General features: G+C 69.2%; 16 protein-coding genes. 9 read left to right on the plus strand and 7 right to left on the minus strand.

The features are described from left to right. The first annotated feature begins 391 nt into the window (after positions 1 to 391). From ABZ845_RS18720 to ABZ845_RS18735, 4 genes are all read left to right on the plus strand, one after another. Positions 392 to 1,165: an isoprenyl transferase gene (locus ABZ845_RS18720; RefSeq protein ID WP_360980574.1), complete on the plus strand. Its 774-nt coding sequence runs from the start codon at positions 392 to 394 to the stop codon at positions 1,163 to 1,165. A gap of 452 nt (positions 1,166 to 1,617) precedes the next feature. Then, positions 1,618 to 2,943: a PhoH family protein gene (locus ABZ845_RS18725; RefSeq protein WP_360980577.1), complete on the plus strand. Its 1,326-nt coding sequence runs from the start codon at positions 1,618 to 1,620 to the stop codon at positions 2,941 to 2,943. Positions 2,944 to 3,359: 416 nt separating this feature from the next. Continuing rightward, positions 3,360 to 4,058, plus strand: a complete 699-nt coding sequence (locus tag ABZ845_RS18730; RefSeq protein WP_360980580.1) for a transglycosylase SLT domain-containing protein — start codon at positions 3,360 to 3,362, stop codon at positions 4,056 to 4,058. A 173-nt stretch (positions 4,059 to 4,231) separates the two neighbouring features. Continuing rightward, complete coding sequence (locus tag ABZ845_RS18735; protein WP_360980583.1) at positions 4,232 to 5,548, plus strand: AI-2E family transporter; 1,317 nt, start codon at positions 4,232 to 4,234, stop codon at positions 5,546 to 5,548. Between the two features lie 81 nt (positions 5,549 to 5,629). On the opposite strand, the gene ABZ845_RS18740 is transcribed toward ABZ845_RS18735, so the two are convergent. Together ABZ845_RS18740 and ABZ845_RS18745 are read right to left on the minus strand one after the other, a co-directional pair. After that, positions 5,630 to 6,166, minus strand: coding sequence for an alkyl hydroperoxide reductase (locus ABZ845_RS18740; RefSeq protein ID WP_360980586.1), 537 nt, complete (start codon positions 6,164 to 6,166; stop codon positions 5,630 to 5,632). 3 nt (positions 6,167 to 6,169) lie between these two features. Beyond that, positions 6,170 to 6,724: a peroxiredoxin gene (locus ABZ845_RS18745; protein WP_360980589.1), complete on the minus strand. Its 555-nt coding sequence runs from the start codon at positions 6,722 to 6,724 to the stop codon at positions 6,170 to 6,172. A 178-nt stretch (positions 6,725 to 6,902) separates the two neighbouring features. On the opposite strand from ABZ845_RS18745, the gene ABZ845_RS18750 reads away from it, so the two are divergent. From ABZ845_RS18750 to ABZ845_RS18765, 4 genes are all read left to right on the plus strand, one after another. Beyond that, positions 6,903 to 7,859 carry a LysR substrate-binding domain-containing protein gene (locus ABZ845_RS18750; protein WP_360980592.1) on the plus strand — a complete coding sequence of 319 codons (957 nt, stop codon included), beginning with the start codon at positions 6,903 to 6,905 and terminating at the stop codon, positions 7,857 to 7,859. Positions 7,860 to 8,171: 312 nt separating this feature from the next. After that, positions 8,172 to 8,942 (plus strand): MarR family transcriptional regulator, encoded by a 771-nt coding sequence (locus ABZ845_RS18755; protein WP_360980595.1) that lies wholly within the window; start codon positions 8,172 to 8,174, stop codon positions 8,940 to 8,942. Positions 8,943 to 9,114: 172 nt separating this feature from the next. Next, positions 9,115 to 9,501 carry a roadblock/LC7 domain-containing protein gene (locus tag ABZ845_RS18760; RefSeq protein WP_360980598.1) on the plus strand — a complete coding sequence of 129 codons (387 nt, stop codon included), beginning with the start codon at positions 9,115 to 9,117 and terminating at the stop codon, positions 9,499 to 9,501. A gap of 4 nt (positions 9,502 to 9,505) precedes the next feature. Next, a complete protein-coding gene (locus ABZ845_RS18765; RefSeq protein WP_360980601.1) occupies positions 9,506 to 9,934 on the plus strand; it encodes a hypothetical protein in 429 nt (142 codons plus the stop codon). A 67-nt stretch (positions 9,935 to 10,001) separates the two neighbouring features. Here the strand turns inward: ABZ845_RS18765 and ABZ845_RS18770 are convergent, their stop codons facing one another. Genes ABZ845_RS18770 through ABZ845_RS18780 form a run of 3 tightly spaced genes read right to left on the minus strand, consistent with a single transcriptional unit; the run spans position 10,002 to position 13,560 of the window. Further along, complete coding sequence (locus ABZ845_RS18770) at positions 10,002 to 12,353, minus strand: FtsX-like permease family protein (RefSeq protein ID WP_360980604.1); 2,352 nt, start codon at positions 12,351 to 12,353, stop codon at positions 10,002 to 10,004. Continuing rightward, the gene (locus tag ABZ845_RS18775; RefSeq protein WP_360980607.1) at positions 12,350 to 13,039 is read right to left on the minus strand and encodes an ABC transporter ATP-binding protein; all 690 of its coding nucleotides are present in this window, start codon (positions 13,037 to 13,039) and stop codon (positions 12,350 to 12,352) included. Before ABZ845_RS18775 ends, ABZ845_RS18770 begins: the two co-directional genes overlap by 4 nt. After that, positions 13,036 to 13,560, minus strand: a complete 525-nt coding sequence (locus ABZ845_RS18780) for a PadR family transcriptional regulator (RefSeq protein ID WP_360980610.1) — start codon at positions 13,558 to 13,560, stop codon at positions 13,036 to 13,038. The genes ABZ845_RS18775 and ABZ845_RS18780 overlap by 4 nt, the downstream gene beginning before the upstream one ends. Before the next feature lie 427 nt (positions 13,561 to 13,987). Between ABZ845_RS18780 and ABZ845_RS18785 the strand changes: the two genes are divergently transcribed. Next, the gene (locus ABZ845_RS18785) at positions 13,988 to 16,363 is read left to right on the plus strand and encodes a transglycosylase domain-containing protein (protein WP_360980613.1); all 2,376 of its coding nucleotides are present in this window, start codon (positions 13,988 to 13,990) and stop codon (positions 16,361 to 16,363) included. Between the two features lie 69 nt (positions 16,364 to 16,432). On the opposite strand, the gene ABZ845_RS18790 is transcribed toward ABZ845_RS18785, so the two are convergent. Together ABZ845_RS18790 and ABZ845_RS18795 are read right to left on the minus strand one after the other, a co-directional pair. Beyond that, positions 16,433 to 17,896 carry a catalase gene (locus tag ABZ845_RS18790; protein WP_360980616.1) on the minus strand — a complete coding sequence of 488 codons (1,464 nt, stop codon included), beginning with the start codon at positions 17,894 to 17,896 and terminating at the stop codon, positions 16,433 to 16,435. Between the two features lie 203 nt (positions 17,897 to 18,099). Next, positions 18,100 to 20,220, minus strand: coding sequence for a SpoIIE family protein phosphatase (locus ABZ845_RS18795; RefSeq protein ID WP_360980619.1), 2,121 nt, complete (start codon positions 20,218 to 20,220; stop codon positions 18,100 to 18,102). Positions 20,221 to 20,359: the final 139 nt, after the last annotated feature.

Here is a 20,359-nt window from a genome sequence, read left to right on the forward strand (position 1 = left end):
GGAGAGTAATTGTGGCCCGCTGATGCACCCAGCATCACTTACGAAGGGTTATGGTGGAAACCCCCCCTCGGGCCGGTCCGTCTCCCCCCCACGGACCGGCCCGTTTTATTTGGCCGTCCGGAATGCTCCCCTTCGGCCCGTCCGTACCCGCCCACCTGGGTCCGCCGTCCGTCGTGGAGTACGTGTCCACCCGGCGCGGGGGACGCCCCTGCCGCGCGGGGACGCCCGTCCCGTGCCACCCTGTTCGCGGATACGAACCCGGGGCAGCGCGCTGACACCTCTTGGTGGGGCCCGGTTTCGCGGGGGTAGGCTTCGCCCCCGGGGGCCGCCATCTGACGGGGTACACGTACTCCTGTACCTGTCTGATCCGCACGGAGGGGCTGACAATCACGTGAACCTGCGCGACAAGCTGCGCGGCCTGCTGGTGAGGCTGTACGCACGCCGGGTGGAGGGCCACCTGGACCACGCTCAGGTCCCGGGGCACATCGGCGTCATCATGGACGGCAACCGCCGCTGGGCGAAGGCGGCGGGCTCGACCGCCGCGCAGGGCCACCGGGCCGGGGCCGACAAGATCGAGGAGTTCCTCGGCTGGTGCGCCGAGACGGACGTCGAGGTCGTCACGCTCTGGTTGTTGTCCACGGACAACTTCGACCGGCCCAAGGAGGAACTGGTCCCGCTCCTCGGGATCATCGAGGACGTCGTCCGCTCGCTCGCCGCCGACGGCCGCTGGCGTGTGCACCACGTGGGGGTGCGCGATCTGCTGCCCCCGCAGATGCAGTCCGCCCTCAAGGAGGCCGAGGAGGCCACCGCGCACGTCAAGGGGATACTGGTCAACGTCGCCATCGGCTACGGCGGTCGCCAGGAGATCGCCCACGCGGTCCGTTCCATGCTGCTCGACGCCCATGACAAGGGCGTCTCCATGGAAGACCTGGCCGAGTCCGTCGACACCGACCTGATCGGCCGGCACCTCTACACGAGTGACCAGCCCGACCCCGATCTGGTGATCCGCACGAGTGGCGAACAGCGCCTGTCCGGATTCATGCTCTGGCAGACGGCCCATTCGGAGTACTACTTCTGCGAGGTCTTCTGGCCGGCCTTCCGCAAGGTCGACTTCCTGCGCGCGCTGCGCGACTATGCGGCGCGACACCGCCGCTACGGCGGCTGAGACACGACCCTCCCCGCACCTCCCCGCGTTCTCCCGCGTCCCCTTGCCGAGTGGCCGGGTGCGCGCTTCGGGCCACCCTTTGTGCCGTAACCCGAATTCCCCCTCTTCATACCGGGGTCCGGGCATCACCCACTCGGACGCGGGCTTTAACAGGGAGTTCACCTAGGCGCCGTCATATGCCGTGGCATGGCAGCGCATGTTCGAGGGCATAAGCCAAGCAGGTCGACACCCGAACCACGGGTGTCGTATCTCAGCGGACGGCTCGGGGCCGTCCGCCCGGGAGGCCCTTTGCACCAGCCCCACCGTGCGATCTCGGCACGGAAGAAGCAGTGGAGGGCCGGTTTTCGGCCCGTGCATCGCGGCCGTCGACCGGTCGGGATCTCTCCCGCCCAGCCCCACCCGGCACTCCACTCCGTCGCTCCCCGACCTCTTCCGAGGGGGTACGTCCTTCCGTGGTGACCAGCGCAAAGCGCCGCAAGTCAGACAGGCGCACTTATGTTCTCGACACCAGCGTCCTGCTGGCCGACCCGAACGCGATGACCCGCTTCGAGGAGCACGAGGTCGTGCTCCCCGTGGTCGTGGTCACGGAGCTGGAGGCCAAGCGGCACCATCCCGAACTCGGGTATTTCGCGCGGCAGGCCCTTCGTCTGCTCGACGACTACCGCGTTCGATACGGCCGCCTCGACGCCCCCATCCCGACCGGGGACCTCGGCGGGACCCTCCGGGTCGAGCTCAATCACTCGGACCCCAGCGTGCTGCCCACCGGCTACCGATTGGGGGACAACGACTCCCGCATCCTGGCGGTCGCCCGCAATCTGCAGGCGGAGGGGTTCGACGTCACCGTCGTGTCGAAGGACCTGCCCCTGCGGATCAAGGCGTCCTCGGTCGGACTCCTGGCCGAGGAGTATCGCGCCGAGCTCGCCATCACGGACTCCTCCGGCTGGACCGGTATGTCCGAACTGACCCTCGCTGCGGAGCAGGTGGACCTCCTCTTCGAAGAAGGGCATGTATACGTCCCCGAGGCGGCGGGCCTGCCCGTGCACACCGGTCTGACGATCCAGTCGGAGCGGGGCAAGGCGCTCGGGCGTGTCACGGCGGAGGGCAGTGTCCGCCTGGTGCGCGGCGACCGGGAGGCGTTCGGCATCAAGGGCCGCAGCGCGGAGCAGCGGATCGCTCTCGATCTGCTGCTCGACCAGGACGTGGGCATCGTGTCGATGGGCGGCCGGGCCGGCACCGGCAAGTCGGCGCTGGCGCTGTGCGCGGGCCTCGAGGCGGTGCTGGAGCGCAGGCAGCACCAGAAGGTGATGGTCTTCCGGCCGCTGTACGCGGTCGGCGGCCAGGAGCTCGGCTATCTGCCGGGCACCGAGGCGGAGAAGATGAGCCCCTGGGCGCAGGCGGTCTTCGACACGCTGTCCGCGGTCACCAGCCGCGAGGTCATCGAAGAGGTCACCGCGCGGGGCATGCTGGAGGTTCTCCCGCTCACCCATATCCGGGGCCGCTCGCTCCACGACGCCTTCGTCATCGTGGACGAGGCCCAGTCGCTGGAACGGAATGTGCTGCTGACCGTTCTGTCCCGGATCGGTGCGAATTCACGCGTGGTCCTCACGCATGACGTCGCCCAGCGGGACAACCTGAGGGTGGGGCGGTACGACGGAGTCGTCGCCGTCGTGGAGAAACTGAAGGGGCATCCGCTCTTCGCCCATGTGACACTCACGCGGTCCGAGAGGTCCCAGATCGCGGCCCTTGTGACCGAAATGCTCGAGGAAGGGCAGATCTGAACCCAGTGGTCGACTTGGGGTAGCTACCCGTCAGTTGGTGCCGTCCGGCAAAGGCGTAGAGCCTAGCCGGGCGGCATCGTGATGTGTGGGCTTTTCCGTGAACCGCGTGGGCCAAACGAGATGTGAGCTTTCACACTCGGCGCAGAATTGCCACCCGGCATCCGGTTACGGCAGAGTCTCACTCCTGTCAGGCCCCGCATACGGCACACTTGTACCCCCAGCGGTACGGCACAACAGAAGCATCAGAACTCCATACAGCCGTCGTATGCCGCCCGAGCGTCACGTGGCCGCTCCCCTCCCGGGAGTTGCCCACCGGGCCCGTGCCTCCCGTGACCCCGCAGTTGGGAGGCCAGCGCCAGGGGCACGATTGCGTCCGCCAGGGTCACCGAAGCGGGCGATGCTGGAAGGAAAACCGTGTGAGCCGGATTTCGGTCCGGGGATTCGCAGTGGCTTCGGCCACCGCGGTCACCGCTGTAGGCGCCGTCACAGGTGTTGCCTCGGGCAGCACCGGCCAGCCCGGAAACGACGCCGAGGCGACGGCAAGCGACACGACGCTTCTCGCCGACATCCCGGCGGGTCAGCAGGCCCAGGTGCAGACCGCGTCCCTGACGCAGCAGGCCGACGCACAGGCCATCGCCGCCGACGCGAGCGCCAAGAAGGTCGCCGAGGAGTCGGCCCGCAAGCAGGCGGCCGCTGACGCGGTGGCCAAGCAGAAGGCCGCGCAGCAGGCCGAAGAGGAAGCCAAGGCGCGCAAGGAGGCCCAGGAGCAGGCCAGCCGCTCGGCCACCCGTGACGCCTCCAGCTTCCCGGTCCAGAGCTCCTACACCGTCGCGCAGATCCAGGCGATGGCGCGTCAGATCGTGGGCGCGGGCCAGTACCAGTGCTTCAGCAACATCGTGACCCGCGAATCCGGCTGGAACTACCAGGCGGTCAACCCGAGTTCCGGCGCCTACGGTCTCGTCCAGTCCAACCCCGGCATCAAGATGGCGAGCGTGGCCGCCGACTGGCGGACCAACCCGGCCACCCAGATCAAGTGGGGCCTGAACTACATGAACGAGCGGTATGGCAGCCCCTGCGATGCCTGGTCGTTCTGGCAGGTCCACAACGCGTACTAGAGTCCCGCCTCCCGTTCGGGCGTGACCGCTCAATTTCTCGGAGCCCCGCACCGTCTTTCCGGTGAGGGGCTCCGTTGCTTTATGCCCGCGGGCCCGCCATGTACGGTCGGAACCGACGACTCCAGGGGGGAGTGGTGGGGAGCACCCGGGGACTCGGGGGAAGAGGACGGATCATGTCGCAAGTGCCAGGCTGGCTGTCCCGGCTCGGCGCCGGACTGACCCAGGTGGGCGAAAAGCTCGACGAGCGCCGCGCCGAGGTCGAGAAGGAGCACACGCCCGGACCGCCTCCGGCGCCGGTCAGCGTCCCGCCGCCCCCGGCCCCCACGCCCGAAACAAAGGCGCGTCCGCAGCCCGTCGAAGCGGTGCCGTGGGGCGTGCGGGTCGCGGCCGAGGCGGGCTGGCGCCTGCTCGTGCTCGCGGGCACGGTCTGGGTGCTGATGCGGGTCATCAGCGCCGTGCAGCTTGTAGTCCTGGCGTTCGTCTGCGCGCTGCTCATCACGGCGCTGCTGCAGCCGACCGTGTCGCGGCTGAGACGCCTCGGGGTACCGAGAGGGCCGGCGACCGCGCTGACCGCGATCCTCGGCTTCGTCATCATGGGCCTCATCGGCTGGTTCGTGACCTGGCAGGTCATGGAGAACATCGACTCGCTCTCCAACCAGATCCAGGACGGCATCGACGAGTTGCGCAAGTGGCTGCTCAACAGCCCCTTCCACGTCACGGACAAGCAGATCAACCAGATAGCGAAGAACCTGCGCGAGGCGATCGGTGCGAACACCGACCAGATCACGTCGGCGGGTCTCGAAGGCGTGCAGGTCGTGGTCGAGGCACTGACCGGCATCCTGCTGACGGTCTTCTCGACGCTCTTCCTGCTCTACGACGGCCGGCGCATCTGGGAGTGGACCCTGAAACTGGTACCGGCCGCGGCGCGGCCGGGAGTCGCCGGTGCGGGCCCGCGAGCCTGGCGCACGCTGACGGCCTACGTCCGCGGCACGGTGATAGTGGCTCTGATCGACGCGACCTTCATCGGCCTGGGCATCTACTTCCTGAACGTCCCCATGGCCGTGCCGCTCGCCGTGTTCATCTTCCTCTTCTCCTTCATCCCGCTGGTCGGCGCCGTGGCGTCGGGCGCGCTCGCGGTGGTGGTGGCGCTGGTGACCCAGGGCGTCTTCACGGCCATCATGACGCTGGTCGTGGTCCTGGCCGTCCAGCAGATCGAGGGCCACATCCTGCAGCCGTTCATCCTGGGCCGCGCCGTCCGCGTCCATCCGCTGGCGGTCGTCCTGTCGGTGACTGCGGGCGGGATGGTGGCCGGGATCGGCGGAGCGGTCGTGGCGGTGCCGCTGGTGGCGGTGTCGAACACGGTGGTGGGCTATCTGAGGTCGTACGCGCACGGCACGACTCCCGAGCAGTCGCGGGAGGACCTCGCCGCCACGACCCCGGAGGAAACCGCGGGGCCGGACCAGGCCCTGGAGGAGACACCGGCCGTCTGACCCCGCGTCTCGCGGCACGCGGCACGCACAGGGGCCCGTCCCCGGCGAAAGCCGGTGACGGGCCCCTGCGGCCGACAGCCGTTACTCGGCGGCCAGGACCGCTTCCGCGTCCAGGGTCACGCCGACCGCCTGGACCACCGAGGCGATCTTGAAGGCCTCCTGGATGACCTCACGGTCCACACCCGCCTTGCGGAGCACCTGCTCGTGCGAGTCCAGGCACATCCCGCAGCCGTTGATCGCCGATACGGCGAACGACCACAGCTCGAAGTCGACCTTGTCGACGCCGGGGTTGCCGATGACGTTCATCCGAAGGCCCGCGCGCAGGGTGCCGTACTCGTGGTCGGACAGCAGGTGGCGCGTGCGGTAGAAGACGTTGTTCATCGCCATGACGGCGGCCGCCGACTTCGCGGCGGTGTACGCCTCAGGCGTCAGGTTCGCCTTCGCCTCGGGCTCCAGCTCGCGCAGCACGATCGCCGAGCGGGACGCGATCGCCGTGGCCAGCACGGTGCCCCACAGCTGCTGGGCCGACAGGTCGGAGTTGCCGATGACCGAACCCAGATTGAGCTTCAGGTCCTTGGCGTAGTCCGGGACGGCGGACTTGAGGGAGTCGAGGGACATCGCTCACTCACCGGCCAGCAGCTTGACCGGGTCGAGGGTGTTCTCGCCCTTGCTCCAGTTGCACGGGCACAGCTCGTCGGTCTGCAGGGCGTCCAGGACCCGCAGGACCTCCTTCGGGTTACGGCCGACGGAACCCGCGGTCACCATGGTGAACTGGATCTCGTTGTTCTGGTCCACGATGAAGACGGCACGCTGCGCGAAGCCGTCCTCGCCCTCGATGCCCAGCGCGCGCATCAGCTCGTGCTTCGAGTCGGCCATCATCGGGAACGGCAGCTCGCGCAGGTCCGGGTGGTCCTTGCGCCAGGCGTGGTGGACGAACTCGGAGTCGCCGGAGAAGCCGAGGATCTGGGCGTCACGGTCGGCGAACTCGTCGTTCAGCTTGCCGAAGGCCGCGATCTCGGTCGGGCACACGAAGGTGAAGTCCTTGGGCCACGCGAAGACGATCTTCCACTTGCCCTCGTAGGTCTTGTGGTTGATCTCCTCGAACTCCGCGCCCTTCTCCAGCGAGACGCAGGCGGTCAGTTCGAACTCGGGGAACTTGTCACCGACAGTGAGCACGTGCTCTCCTTGATGCACAGAAACACCGCAGGCACCAGGTGTTTCTCATGGGTTGGACGATCTCGATCCTGACACAGGGCGCATTGATTCAGGAAATAGCTACACTCGGTCGCGTTGATCGGAGCCGTCTATCAGTGACCGGCGGTATGAGCGGTAGGAACAGGGAAGGGGTACGGCCATGGGCGGGACCAAGGGGAACGGGCGGCGCCAGCCCAGTCTCGCCCAGCTGCGTGCCTTCGCCGCCGTCGCCGAACACCTCCACTTCCGGGACGCCGCCGCCGCGATCGGTATGAGCCAGCCCGCGCTCTCCGGCGCCGTCTCCGCCCTGGAGGAGGTGCTCGGGGTCACGCTGCTGGAGCGCACCACCCGCAAGGTGCTCCTGTCGCCCGCCGGTGAACGTCTCGCCGTACGGGCCAGGGCCGTACTGAACGAGGTCGGCGCACTTCTGGAGGAGGCCGAGGCCGTCCGCGCTCCCTTCACCGGGGCACTCCGGCTCGGTGTGATCCCGACCGTGGCACCGTACCTGCTGCCGGCGGTCCTCAATCTCGTTCACGACCGCTATCCGGACCTCGACCTCCAGGTCCACGAGGAGCAGACCGCCAGCCTGCTCGACGGACTCACCAGCGGCCGTCTCGACCTGCTGCTGCTCGCCGTTCCCCTCCAGGTTCCCGGTGTCACGGAACTTCCTCTCTTCGACGAGGACTTCGTACTCGTCACCCCGCTCGACCACTGGCTCGGCGGGCGGGACGGGATTCCCCGCCAGGCCCTGCGCGAGCTGAACCTGCTGCTGCTGGACGAGGGCCACTGTCTGCGCGACCAGGCACTCGACATCTGCCGCGAGGTGGGACGAGAGGACGCGGATGTGACCACGACGGCCGCCGGTCTGTCCACGCTCGTCCAGCTCGTCGCCGGAGGGCTGGGCGTCACCCTGCTGCCGCGTACGGCGCTCAAGGTGGAGACCAGCCGCAGCAACCAGCTTCTGACCGGCTACTTCGCCGACCCGGCCCCGACCCGGCGCATCGCCTTCGCCATGCGTACGGGCACCGCGCGCGGCGCCGAGTACGAGGAGCTGGCCGGTGCGCTGCGGGAGGCGCTGCGCCCCCTGCCCGTGCGGGTGCTGGGGTCCGGCGTCTGAGAACTCCCCGCCGCACCCGCACACATACTCGGTCATTCACGCGTCCGATGACGCACCGGGAACGGCGAGAGAATTCAACTTCCGTCAGGTAGTGCGAATATCGGTGCGGTATGCGCCCCGGCTGATACACATGCCTCCTCAGCGTGACGCGTCAGGCGTGTGTGCGACATTCCAAGGGGAGTTGTGGCGGGCATACGGGAATCCCTTGGGCGGGCCGGTTACGACCCGCTGTCGCGGGCTGTGACGCGATTCGCGCGGGAAAAGGGCGACGGCGGGCTGAGGGTTTCCGGACAGCCCGGGGGAGTCGTCCATGTGCGCGACGGACTCGTGGTCGCTGTCTCGAGCCCCGGCGCCCCCGGACCCGGAACGCTGCTCGTGCGCTCCGGGCGGTCCGGCGCCGGGGCTGCCGGACTGCGGGTCGTGCGCGTGATGGCGATGCAGGACGCGGTCTTCGCCATCGCCGCCGGGAGCGTGGACGGCTGCGAGGAGCTCGACGACCCGGCCGACCCGCCCGAGGCGTTGAACGTCGGCGAGATGTCCACCCGTCTGCTCCACCAGGCGGCGCGCAAGCTGGCCGCGCTGGATGTCCTGCCTCATCCAGTGCGCCCCGAGCGGGAGCGTCCGGTGCCCGCACTCGGCGTCGACCTCACCCAGCTCAGCGAGGTGCAGCGGGAGTTGCTTGCGCATGCCGACGGCCGCCGCACCGCTCGTGACATCGCCTTCCGCACCGGACGGGCCGTGTACACGATCACCGTCGAGATGGCCCGGCTGCTGAGCGAGGGACACCTCGAGTGCCTCGACTCGGCGGTGCCACCGGTGCGCATACAAGCCAGTGTGCCGCCGGAGGGACTGCGCCCCCGCACACCGCCCCCGGAGGCGGAGGAGCCGGCGAACGCGGCGGCGCCGGAGGTCGCCGCCGGTGTGCCGCCTTTCCCCACCTCTCCACCGCCCGCGGGCCCCGCCCCCGCCCTGCCTCGCCGTACCCCCGGCGCGAGCGGGATCGCCGAGACGCTCGACGAGGAGAAGGAGGGCGGGGCGAGCTGGAGGGGGTTCTTCCGGCTGCGCAGCGGAACCGCGAAATGACGTACCCCAAGACGGCTCACCTAGACGCCGGATGACATCAACGGACGGAAACGAAAGGCGGGCGCACACGAAAGATGAACGCCGACAAGAGTCGAGAGTCAACTACATGCGAATACCGACGACATACGAACACATGCGATCAGCCAGGGCACTGCCGTAGGGAGTCGAATACATGGATCACAACGCGCTGGCACGTGAAATGCGCGGTCTGCGCGAGCAGGTGACCGGAATTACGGACACGGCGGTCGCCGCGTCCGACGGGCTGCTCATCGCGGCGGACACGGCGAGCGGTATCGATCCCGAAGGGCTGGCCGCCCTCGCGGCCGCCGGGCTCGGTCTCGCGCGACGCACCGCCGAGGCGACCGCCCGTGGCGCCCTGCGCGGTGCGGTGGCGTACGGCAGCGATGGCTGTGCCGCGTTCTACGCGGTAGGTGACACCGCCCTGATGGTCGTACTCGGCGACGAGGGCGTGGATGTGGATCGGATGCATCGGACGATCCAGCCGACGATCGACCGGATCGGCTCGATCCTCACCGAGAAGGCACCCGAAGGAGTGTGAAGGGATGGCGACGAAGCGTATGACTCCGGGATTCTCCGATCAGGTGATGGGCCTGGTCAAAGCACTGCGTACGGATGCCCCCGACTGTGTCGCCTCGGGCGTGGTCGACATGTCGACGGGCATGCTGCTGTCGTACGAGACCGTGGACAACCACCCGCCCGAGGTGCTCGACCTCCTGGCGGGCGCGACCCTCGACCTGTTCCAGGGCCGTACGGTCGTGATGATCGAGGACGTGTTCAAGGAACGCCGGGGGATCACCACCGAGAACCACTTCTTCCAGGAGATCCTCGTCAACAGCGACAACCTCACCCATCTGTTCGTGCGAATGACCGAGCAGCAGGACGTCGTCGCCGTGGTCGTGTGCCGCAAGTCCGTGAACGTCGGCATGCTCTTCGCCCAGGTGCGCAGGGTGGTGAAGGAGTATCGACTTTGAACATGTGCGGGCCCCCTCCCGGACACAGGGAGGGGGCCCGCACGGGTCGCGCGGTGCGCGGCGGAGATCACTCCGTGCGCAGCCCGTCCGGCCGCATCATCCGCATCAGCGGCGGCAGGCTGAGCAGCGTCACCAGAAGGACCACTCCGGCGCCGATGCCCGTCATCGACAGGACGCTCCCCCAGTCCACGCGGATGCTCTGGCCGGTCATCGACAGCAGGACCGCGCCGAGACCCACCCCGACCACCGACGCCAGCAGCAGCCCCAGTGCGACCGGGATCGAGCTCTGCCACAGGACCGACAGACCGAGCGTCCGGCGCCGGGTACCGAAGGCGACCAGCGACGACAGCAGCTTCCTGCGCTCACGCAGCTGCTCCAGCTGTGACACCAGCAGGCTCGCTCCGATCAGCGCCAGGACACAGGTGGCGCCCACGAGCAGACCGGTGCGCAGGGAGACGAACCGGTTGTTCGTCTGCGTGGACGACATCTCCATGGTGTTCGCCATGATGTCGATCCGTGCCGCGGTGGTGCGGATGTTGTCGACCGCGTCCGGCACGGAGTGGTCGATCGAGAGGTAGATCTGTCCGTGCACCAGGGACGAGACACGCTCTCGCATCGCGCCCGGTGTGAGCAGGATGCCCGCTGTCGCCCCGCCCGTCGGGTCGTTGGTCGGCCGGACGTGCTTCAGCACCTTCGGCACCGTCCAGGACACGGTGCGGGTCTTCGTGTCGAGGGTGTCCGGGTCGAGGTAGAGCGTCTTGCCCGGCTTGAGCGTGTCCGACTGGTACGAGCCGAGGTGGGTGACGAACACATCACCGTCGCGGCAGGAAGGTATCTTCGCCACTTGCCTCAGCGAGGCGCAGTCCCCCACGGTGAATTCGGCGGAGCTGCCGTCGCCCTTGGGCTTGTCCACGAAGGTGCCGCCGCCGAGCGCCGTGGACTTCAGGACGCCCTTCGTTTCCTTGAACTTCTGGCCGGCCGTGTCGAACGGCACCCCGTTCGGCAGGTTCACCTGCACCTGCGCCCGGCTGAGGTCGTTCTTGGTCGCCGTGGTGTAGTGGCCCGTGACCCCGGCGAACAGCATCTGCAGCGCGATGGCTCCGGCCACCGCCACCGCGATGCCGTTGACCATGCGGGCCGCGCTGCCGCTGCTCAGCTGGAGCCTGCGGACGGCCAGCTGCCAGGCGACGCCGCCCCGGCCGAGCCGTGCGACCACGGCTTCGATGACCCACGGCAGCAGCGCGGTCACACCGACGAGCAGCAGCATGACGCCACCGGTGACCAGGTTGGGGTTGTAGTCCGTGTGGTCTCCCTGCCCGATCATCGGGTAGAGCAGTGCCACGCCGCCCACCGGCAGCAGCAGCCGCCACCACAGCCGGCGGCGCCTGAGCTTGGCCGTGCGGACCACGCCGAGCGGCTCGATGACGACCTGGCGCAGCGCGAACAGTGTGACCAGCACCGCCGCCGCCGGGACCGCGACCGCGATGAGCACGGCGAGGGCGGGCGAGGGGTTCAGATAGTCGGGGAAGACGCTGATGCCGAGGATCTCCGCGGTGCCCGCGACCTGGCGGCCTATCAGGAAGAACCCGGCGCCGAGGACCAGCCCGAGCAGCGATCCCGCGAGCGCCTCGCCCGCGGCGACGCGCCTGGTCATCCCGCCGTCGGAGCCGACGAGCCGTAGCGCGGCGAGCCTGCGGTCGCGCCGGTCGCCGCCGAACCGCACGGCCGTGGCGATGAACACGGCCACCGGCATCAGCAGTACGACGAACATGACCAGGGTGAGCAGGACGAGGATCGGATCCGCCTGCTGCTGGACCGGATGGGGATCTCCGAACCGGTTGATACGAGCCACGGAGGAGCCGTTGATCCTGGGCGCGAGGTTGTGCGCTCCCGCGTAGTAGGCGAGTTCGTGCGAGCCGACGAGCCCGCTCTCCCCGATGGTCCCGGTGATCCGGAACGGCAGCCGCTCCCGCAGCACCTTGCCGCTGTCGGAGTCGAGCAGTGTCTTCAGCGCCGGGGAGACGACCATGTCGCCCGCCGCCGGGAACTTGTCCACCCCGGGCGGCAGTGGCGCCCGGGAGCCCTCGGGCTCCAGCAGCCGACCGCGTACGTCCATGTCGTGGAACGTGTCGTCGATGTCGGCGATGACGAGTGTGTTGTCCGCCTTGGGCTTGTCCGTCGGGCCGTAGGTGTAGTCCTGGCGCGCCTGCTCACGCTCGTGCCGCACCGACAGGATGCTGGGGACGGCCGCGCTGAGCAGCAGCAGCGCCACACCGAGCCCGACGCCGACGGCCGTCAGCAGGAGCCGGATCCACCCTTCGCGCCCGCCGTTGACGGCGAACCGGACGCCCATGGCCAGATCCCTGGACCTTCCCCAGGTCCTGGACGCTCCCGCGGACGGCTGCTTCCGCGTCTTCATACGGCCCGCTCCATGTCCCGGGACTTGCCGTCACGCACCACGATCTCGCGGTCGGAGTACGCGGCCACCCGCGCCTCGTGCGTCACCAGCACGACCGCCGCGTTCGAGGACCGGGCCGCCTCGGTGAGCAGTTGCATCACGCGCTCGCCGTTGAGCGAGTCGAGGGCGCCGGTGGGTTCGTCGGCGAACAGCAGGCGCGGGTCGGTGACCAGGGCGCGGGCGACGGCGACGCGCTGGCCCTGACCGCCGGAGACCTCGCCGGGACGTTTCTTCGCGAGGTCGTCGACCTCGAGCCGCTCCATGCGGGCCAGCGCGTGCCGCTCGGCCTCCTTGCGGGACATGCCGTTCAGCCGCAGTGGGAGAGCCACGTTCTCGACGCAGGTCAGTTCGGGTACGAGCTGACCGAACTGGAACACGAACCCGAACTCGGAGCGCCTGAGCAGGCTGCGCTCGGCGTCGCTCATGCCGGCCATCTCGCGGCCGTTGTAGAGGATCGAGCCCGAGTCGGGGGGCACGATCCCGGCGAGGCAGTGCAGCAGGGTCGACTTCCCGGAGCCGGAAGGGCCCATCACCGCGACGACCTCGCCGGGGTGGATGGAGAACTCGGCGCCGTCGAGGGCGACGGTCTGGCCGTAGGTCTTGTGCAGGTCCTGCGCTGCGAGCAGGGAACCGGGAGGAGGAGTCACTTGGTCACCGCCTGGGCGAGTCGGTCCAGCCGCGCGGTGGTCAGCTCCAGCCAGCGCAGGTCGGCTTCGAGGTGGAACAGGGCGTGGTCGCAGATGAGCTGGTCGGCCAGATCGCCCTGGCGCTTGCGCTCGGTCAGCATCCGCATCATGCGCAGATGCTCCGAGCGCTGGGTGTCGAGGATCTCGGAGGCGTCGCGGTGCGTCAGCAGCGCGAGGACGACCTTGGTGTAGAGGGTCGACTGCAGATACGGCTCGGGCTTCTCCGGGGTCGCGAGCCACCGCTGTACGTCGGTGATCCCGGCCTCGGTGATGGCGTACCGCTTCCGCTCCGGGCCGCCGCCCGCCTCGATGCCGTCGACCTCGACGAGACCGTTCTTCAGCAGTCGGGACATCGTCGAGTAGACCTGGCCGTAGTGCAGCGGCCGGTCGTGACCGAACTTCTCGTCGAAGGCCCGCTTCAGGTCGTAACCGTGACGGGGCCCGGACTCCAGGAGTCCCAGGAGTGTGTGACCGATGGACATGGAAGCACTGTACACACGGCGTATACGCACCGCGTATACCTACTGTGTATAGATCTTGGTCCAGGGCGTGAGGGGGGCATGTTTCCCCTGGTGGGAGGCCATTGTCACGTTTCTGCTACACGAGTGGGGGGAGGGATTGATGTCGGCCACCACCCGCCCTGGCTTCCGGCTCGGGCCGGAGGGTGCGGCGCCGGGTTCATACCTTTTTGCTCTGTGGCCCGCTTCTAGCGAATCGATAACACCTGTCCGGACCTGACAACCTTTTGCGTCTTTCTTTCGTCGGTTCCGGTGGGGCAGGTGCTGATTGTCACGTCCGCAAAAGGTGGGATCGGCGGCCCTTTGTCATACCGCACGGTGTTAGTTTTCTGAGCTGACCTGGGCCACGTACCTGTGTGACACACGACGACGGAGCGGAGCGGATCGACTCATGGGACGAGCGGAAGAGAGACGAGCGCGGCAGCGCAGTGGCCGCCGCGCGGCGCCCAAGCGCTCGACCGGAACGACTGTTTCCGCATCGGTCGGCCCCGGTGCCGCTCCGGTCGGTTCCCGCGTCGCGGCCCGCGCCGGCGCCAGGGCCGACTCCAAGAAGGGGAAGGGCAAGAAGGGCGGCATACGCAGGTTCTTCACCTGGAAGACGGTCCTGGGCTCGCTGTTCACCTTCGTGCTGCTGGTCATGGGCGCGTTCGCGTTGCTGTACATGATGACTCCCATCCCGGATGAGGCGAACGCCGCGGCCCAGCTGGAGAGCAACGTCTACTACTACAACGACGGGAAGACTCTGCTCGCCCGCACCGGTGATCTGAACCGCGAGAACGTGGACCTCTCGCAGGTCCCCAAGGACGTCCAGCACACCTTCGTCGCCGCCGAGAACAAGACCTTCTACAACGACGCCGGCGTCGATCTGAAGGGCACGGCCCGCGGCATCCTCAACACCCTCTCCGGCAAGGGCGCGCAGGGCGGTTCGACGATCACCCAGCAGTACGTCAAGAACTACTACCTGACCCAGAACCAGACCGTCACGCGCAAGCTGAAGGAACTGGTCATCTCCCTGAAGCTGGACCGCCAGAAGTCCAAGGACTACATCCTGGCGGGCTACATCAACACCAGCTACTACGGCCGTGGCGCCTACGGCATCCAGGCCGCCGCGCAGGCGTACTACCGCAAGGACGCCAAGCACCTCACGGTGGAGGAGGGCGCGTACCTCGCGGCGCTGCTCCAGGCGCCGAACCAGTACGACTGGGCCATCGCCACGAACACCGGCAAGCAGCTCGCACAGGCCCGCTGGAACTACGTCCTGAACAACATGGTCGGCCAGCACTGGCTGGACGCGGGCAAGCGCGCCGCCATGAAGTTCCCGGTGCCCATGGACCCGAAGCCGGCGCCCGCCCTGAAGGGCGAGGCCGGGTACATGGTGGACGCGGCCAACACGGCCCTGGAGAACCAGCTCGTCGCCCAGGGCAGTACCCAGGCCGAGGCAGAGGCGAGGGTGAAGCGGGGCGGCTGGACCATCACGCTGAACATCGACCGGAAGAAGCAGGCTCAGCTGGAGCGGGCCGTCAAGGACGAGCTGACCAGCAAGCTGAACCCGAAGGAGCGAGCGAAGGACGCCGACGTCCAGCCCGGCGCGGTGTCCGTCGACCCGAAGACGGGCCGGGTGCTCGCCATGTACGGCGGCCTGGACTACTTCAAGCACTACGTGAACAACGCGACCCGTCGCGACTACCAGCCCGCCTCCACCTTCAAGCCGGTGATTCTCGCGACGGCCCTGGACCAGCAGGCCAAGACGCAGGACGGCCAGGCGATCGACGCGAACACGATCTACGACGGCACGAGCGGCCGTCCGGTCAAGGGCAGCGCGATCGCCTTCGACCCGCCGAACGAGGACAACCACAACTACGGTCCCATCAGCGTCCAGAGGGCGATGGACGACTCCGTCAACTCGGTCTTCGCGCAGATGGGCGTCGACGTCGGCATGCAGAAGGTGCTGAAGGTCGCGGACTCCCTGGGTCTGGACACCAAGGGCCTGCCGGCCGTGCCCGCGCAGACGCTCGGTTCCATGGGCGCGAGCCCGATGGAGATGGCCGGCGTCTATGCGACCCTGGACAACCACGGCAGGAAGGTCACCCCGGCGATCATCCAGAAGGTGTTGTTCCGGGGCGGCGACTTCGCCATGCCGAACCCGATCGGCGGCCAGGTCATCAGCCCCCAGGCCGCCGACACGGTGACCTCGGTCCTGACCGGTGTGGTCGACGACGGAACCGCCCGCGACTCGGTGGCGGGCAACTCGGAGCGCAACGACCAGCAGGTGGCGGGCAAGACGGGTACGTCCGACAGCAACAAGTCGGCCTGGTTCACCGGCTACACGCCGAACCTGGTCACCTCGGTCGGTCTGTTCGGCCAGGACGCCAAGACGGGTGCCCAGGTGACGCTCGCGCACGCCACGGGCCTCACCGACAGCGGAGGCCGCATCAACGGTGGCAACTACCCGGCGAAGATCTGGGCCGCGTACACCTTCTCCGCGATGGGCTCGGTGACGAAGTTCGAGCTGGACACGCAGCAGGGCGCGGCTGTCCAGCCGACCGTGTCGCCGTCGCTCACCCACTCGCCGACCAGCTCACCCTCGTCGTCGCCGAGCACGAGCAAGGACCCGTCGCCCAGCAAGTCGGCGTCGAGCAAGCCGCCGACGAGCTCGACTTCGCCGTCGAACAGCAAGCCGCCGACGAGCCCGCCGCCGTCGGCGTCGATTCCGCCGACGTCCAGCAAGCCGCCGGTGGACCCGATCGATCCGAACCCCCCGCAGTAGCGCGAAGGGCGCCCGGCGGACCTCCGCCGGGCGCCCTTCGCCGTGAAACACCGGACGTGAAGGTGTACGTCAGCCGCCGTTGACGTTGTGGGCGATGCGGTCGCCGATCTCCTTGTCGACGTTGCGCCAGTACTGCACCGCGCGGTCGAGGACGGGGCGGGAGACGCCGCACAGCAGATGCCCGCTCACGTTGGAGACCAGCCGGTCGCGGGCCGCGTCGTCCAGCACCTGACGGACCATGGTGTGCGCCTGACCGAAGTCGTCGTCCTCGCGGTGGAGCTCGGGGGCCTCGCGCACCATCTCGCCCGCCGACCGCCAGCCCGCGATGTCACCGAACCGGCCGACGTCCGCCGCGGGTCCGCCGTACGAGTTGGGCGCGTACGGGGCGGCGGTGTTCGCGGGCTCGTAGCGCATCGGGCCGTCCTTGGCGTACGAGTTCACCCGCGAGCGCGGCCGGTTGGGAGGCAGCTGGGTGTAGTTCGGGCCGATGCGGTAGCGGTGCGTGTCCGGGTACGAGAAGAGCCGGCCGAGCAGCATCTTGTCCGGGGACGGGCCGATGCCGGGCACCATGTTGCTGGGCTCGAACGCGGCCTGCTCGATATGGACGAAGTAGTCCTCCGGGTTCTTGTTCAGGGTCATCCTGCCGACCTCGATCAGCGGGTAGTCGCCATGCGGCCACACCTTGGTCAGGTCGAACGGGTTGAACCGGTAGTCCGGGGCGTCGTCGAACGGCATCACCTGTACGTACACCGTCCAGGACGGGTGGTCGCCGCGCTCGATCGCCTGGAACAGGTCGCGGCGGTGCAGGTCGGTGTCTTCGCCGGCGAGGCGGTCGGCGTCCTCCTGGGTGAGGAAGTCGATGCCCTGGTCGGTCTTGAAGTGGTACTTGATCCAGAACTTCTCACCGCCGCCGTTGACCCACATATAGGTGTGGGAGGAGTAGCCGTTCATGTGGCGGTACGACTTCGGGATGCCCCGGTCGCCCATCAGCCACGTCACCATGTGCGCGGACTCGGGGGACAGGGTCCAGAAGTCCCACTGCATGTCGTGGTCGCGCAGCCCGTTGTCGGGGCGGCGCTTCTGGGAGCGGATGAAGTCCTGGAACTTCTGCGGGTCACGGACGAAGAAGACCGGCGTGTTGTTGCCGACCATGTCGTAGTTGCCGTGCTCCGTGTAGAACTTGAGCGCGAAACCGCGCGGGTCGCGCCAGGTGTCGGGGGAGCCGAGCTCGCCGGCCACGGTCGAGAAGCGGGCCAGCATCTCGGTGCGCTTCCCCGGCTGGAACAGGTCGGCCTTGGTGAACTGGCTCACGTCGTTGGTGACTTCGAGGACCCCGTACGCACCACTGCCCTTGGCGTGCACCACCCGTTCCGGGACGCGCTCCCGGTTGAACTGGGCCATCTTCTCGATGAGGTAGTGGTCCTGGAGCAGGATGGCACCGTCGGGGCCCACGGTCAGCGAGTGTTCGTCGCTCTCCACGGGGATGCCGGCGTTGCTGGTCGTGTACGGGACCTGCTGGGATGCCTGAGCCACAAGCGTCCTCCCGTCGCTACAGAGGGTGTCGGTCAGGTCGCTTCGTTCCTTTTGCTCCTTTCCAGCAGTCAACTCCGCAAACGGGACGACGGCAACCTTGGATCCGGTCCAGCCCTGGTCCTCATCCGGGTTCGTCCGGGCCCTCCCGGTCCGCTGACGCCCCGGCGCGGCCGGGCCCGCCCATGCCCGGGCGGGGGCCGGCGTCACCCCCGGTTCAGCTCGAACCAGACCACTTTCCCGGTGCTCAGCCGGGTCGCGCCCCAGCGCCGCGCCAGCCGGTTGACCAGGTAGAGCCCCCGGCCGCCCTCGTCCGTGGCGCGGGCCTGCCGCAGCCGCGGCAGCTGGGGCACGTCGTCCCCCACCTCGCAGCGCAGCACGTCCGTGCGCAGCAGACGCAGCGTGATCGGCCGCGACGCATAGCGCACCGCGTTGGTCACGACCTCGCTGACCAACAGCTCCACCGAGTCCGTCAGCTCCTCCATGCCCCAGCGGGCCAGCGCCCGGCGGGCCAGGCGCCGCGCACGGCCCGGGGCGGCGTCCTCGGGCTCCAGGAACCAGTACGCGACGTCACTCGGCGCGATCCCGTCGAATCGGGCGGCGAGCAGCGCGATGTCGTCGTCCCGGTCGCCGGGGCCGAGCATGTCGAGCACCTCGTCGCACAGGGCCTCCAGCGGCGGCGGATGATCCGCGCCGGTGAGCTGGGCGGTCGCGGCGAGCTTCTCCCGAAGCTGCTCTATACCGGTCCACACGTCCCGCAGCCGCGACTCCACGAGGCCGTCCGTGTACAGCAGGAGGGTGGCGCCGGCCGGGGCGTCCAGCTCGACCGCCTCGAAGTCCACCCCGCCCACACCGATGGGCGCGCCCGCGGGGACCCTCAGCACCTCGGCACGGCCGCCCAGATGCAGCAGTACCGGCGGGGGGTGGCCCGCGTTGGCGATGGTGATCCGGTGCGCGACCGGGTCGTAGACCGCGTACAGGCAGGTGGCCATGCGGTCGGTGCCGAGCCGCTGGGCCTGCTCGTCCAGGTGGTGCAGCACCTCCTGCGGCGGCAGGTCGAGCCCGGCGAGGGTCTGTGCCGTCGTGCGCAGCTGCCCCATGATCGCCGCGGAGGTCATGGAGTGACCCATGACGTCACCCACCACCAGCGCCACCCGACTGCCGGGCAGCGGAATGGCGTCGTACCAGTCGCCGCCGACGCGGGCGGTCTCGGCGGCGGGCAGATAGCGGGAGGCGAGCCGAACGCCCGTCGGGTTCGGCAGCGTCTCCGGCAGCATCGTGCGCTGCAGCTCGTCGGCGATGTACGCCTCACGCCCGTACAGCACCGCCTTGTCGATGCCGAGGGCGCTGTGCGTGGCGAGCTGCGCGGCGACCAGCAGATCGTCGGCCTCGAACGCGAGGCGCTCCGGGCGGCGCAGGAACAGCACGGCACCGATGACCCTGCGGCGCCCGCGCAGCGGCGCGAGGATCGCGCGCTGGCCCCCGGGGACCGTGAGGTCGTCGCCGAGCAGTTCCGGCAGCGCGGCGCGGGCGGCGGGCGCGTCGGCGAAGACCGGCCGCACCCCGCGCAGCACCTCGGCGAGCGCGCCCCCGGGCCGTACCTCGCAGATCTCGTTGCTCAGCGCCGCGAGGCCGGAGTTCTCCGGCGCCGGCACCGTCAGGATCCCCTCCTCCAGATCCCGCTCCTGCGGAATCCGGTCGGTACGCCTCAGCCGCAGCACCAGCGGCCCCGTGGGCCGTTCGTCGCCCACGGGCAGCGGATCGCGCAGATAGACGAGGATCGCGTCGGAGAAGGTGGGCACGGTGGCCCGGCACAGCCCCATCACGATCTCGTCGAGATCGATACCGCGGGCGATCCGCCGGGTCGCGGCGCCCACGAAGCGCAGCCGGTCCCCGTCGCGCCGCATGGGCATGGGGCCGTGCGGCGGGGCCTGACCGGTGCGCCGGTCCTTGCCGGCGGGCGGACCCGGGGCACGGTCCTGTTCGGCGCCGGGCTGCACCGGAATGCTCTCCGGCGCGGGGCGCGGCCGGTGTGTGCCGCCCGTCTCGTCGGCGGAGGGCTGGGAGTGCTCGCCGTCCGGAGCGGGCAGCGGGGTGGACGCGCCGGGCGGGTTGCCGGACGGGCCGTGCTGTGCCGCGCACGCGAACGGGGCGGCGGGCGACGCGGAGGAGCCGCCCGGCCGGGTCTGTGCGGGTAAGGCGGAGGGCGACGGCGAGGGCAGCGGCTCCGGGGTACGCAGGAGCGCCCCGCGGCCGTCCGCGGGGCCGGCGCCCGGCTGCGGGCGCTCGTGGGAGGTCGGGTGCTCCGTCACGCGTGTCGAATCCATCCGTCCGGGGCTGCGCGCCGTGCGTGCAGTGGGTCCCGCAGAAGTCCCGATACCCGGAATGCATGTCCCAGGAACGGAATTCCCGCGTGCTCCCACACCGTCCATGGCCCACGGGCCGGGCGAGCCGTCCCGGTGTGGC

The sequence above is a fragment of the Streptomyces sp. NPDC047022 genome (genome assembly GCF_040644155.1).
Taxonomy (GTDB): domain Bacteria; phylum Actinomycetota; class Actinomycetes; order Streptomycetales; family Streptomycetaceae; genus Streptomyces.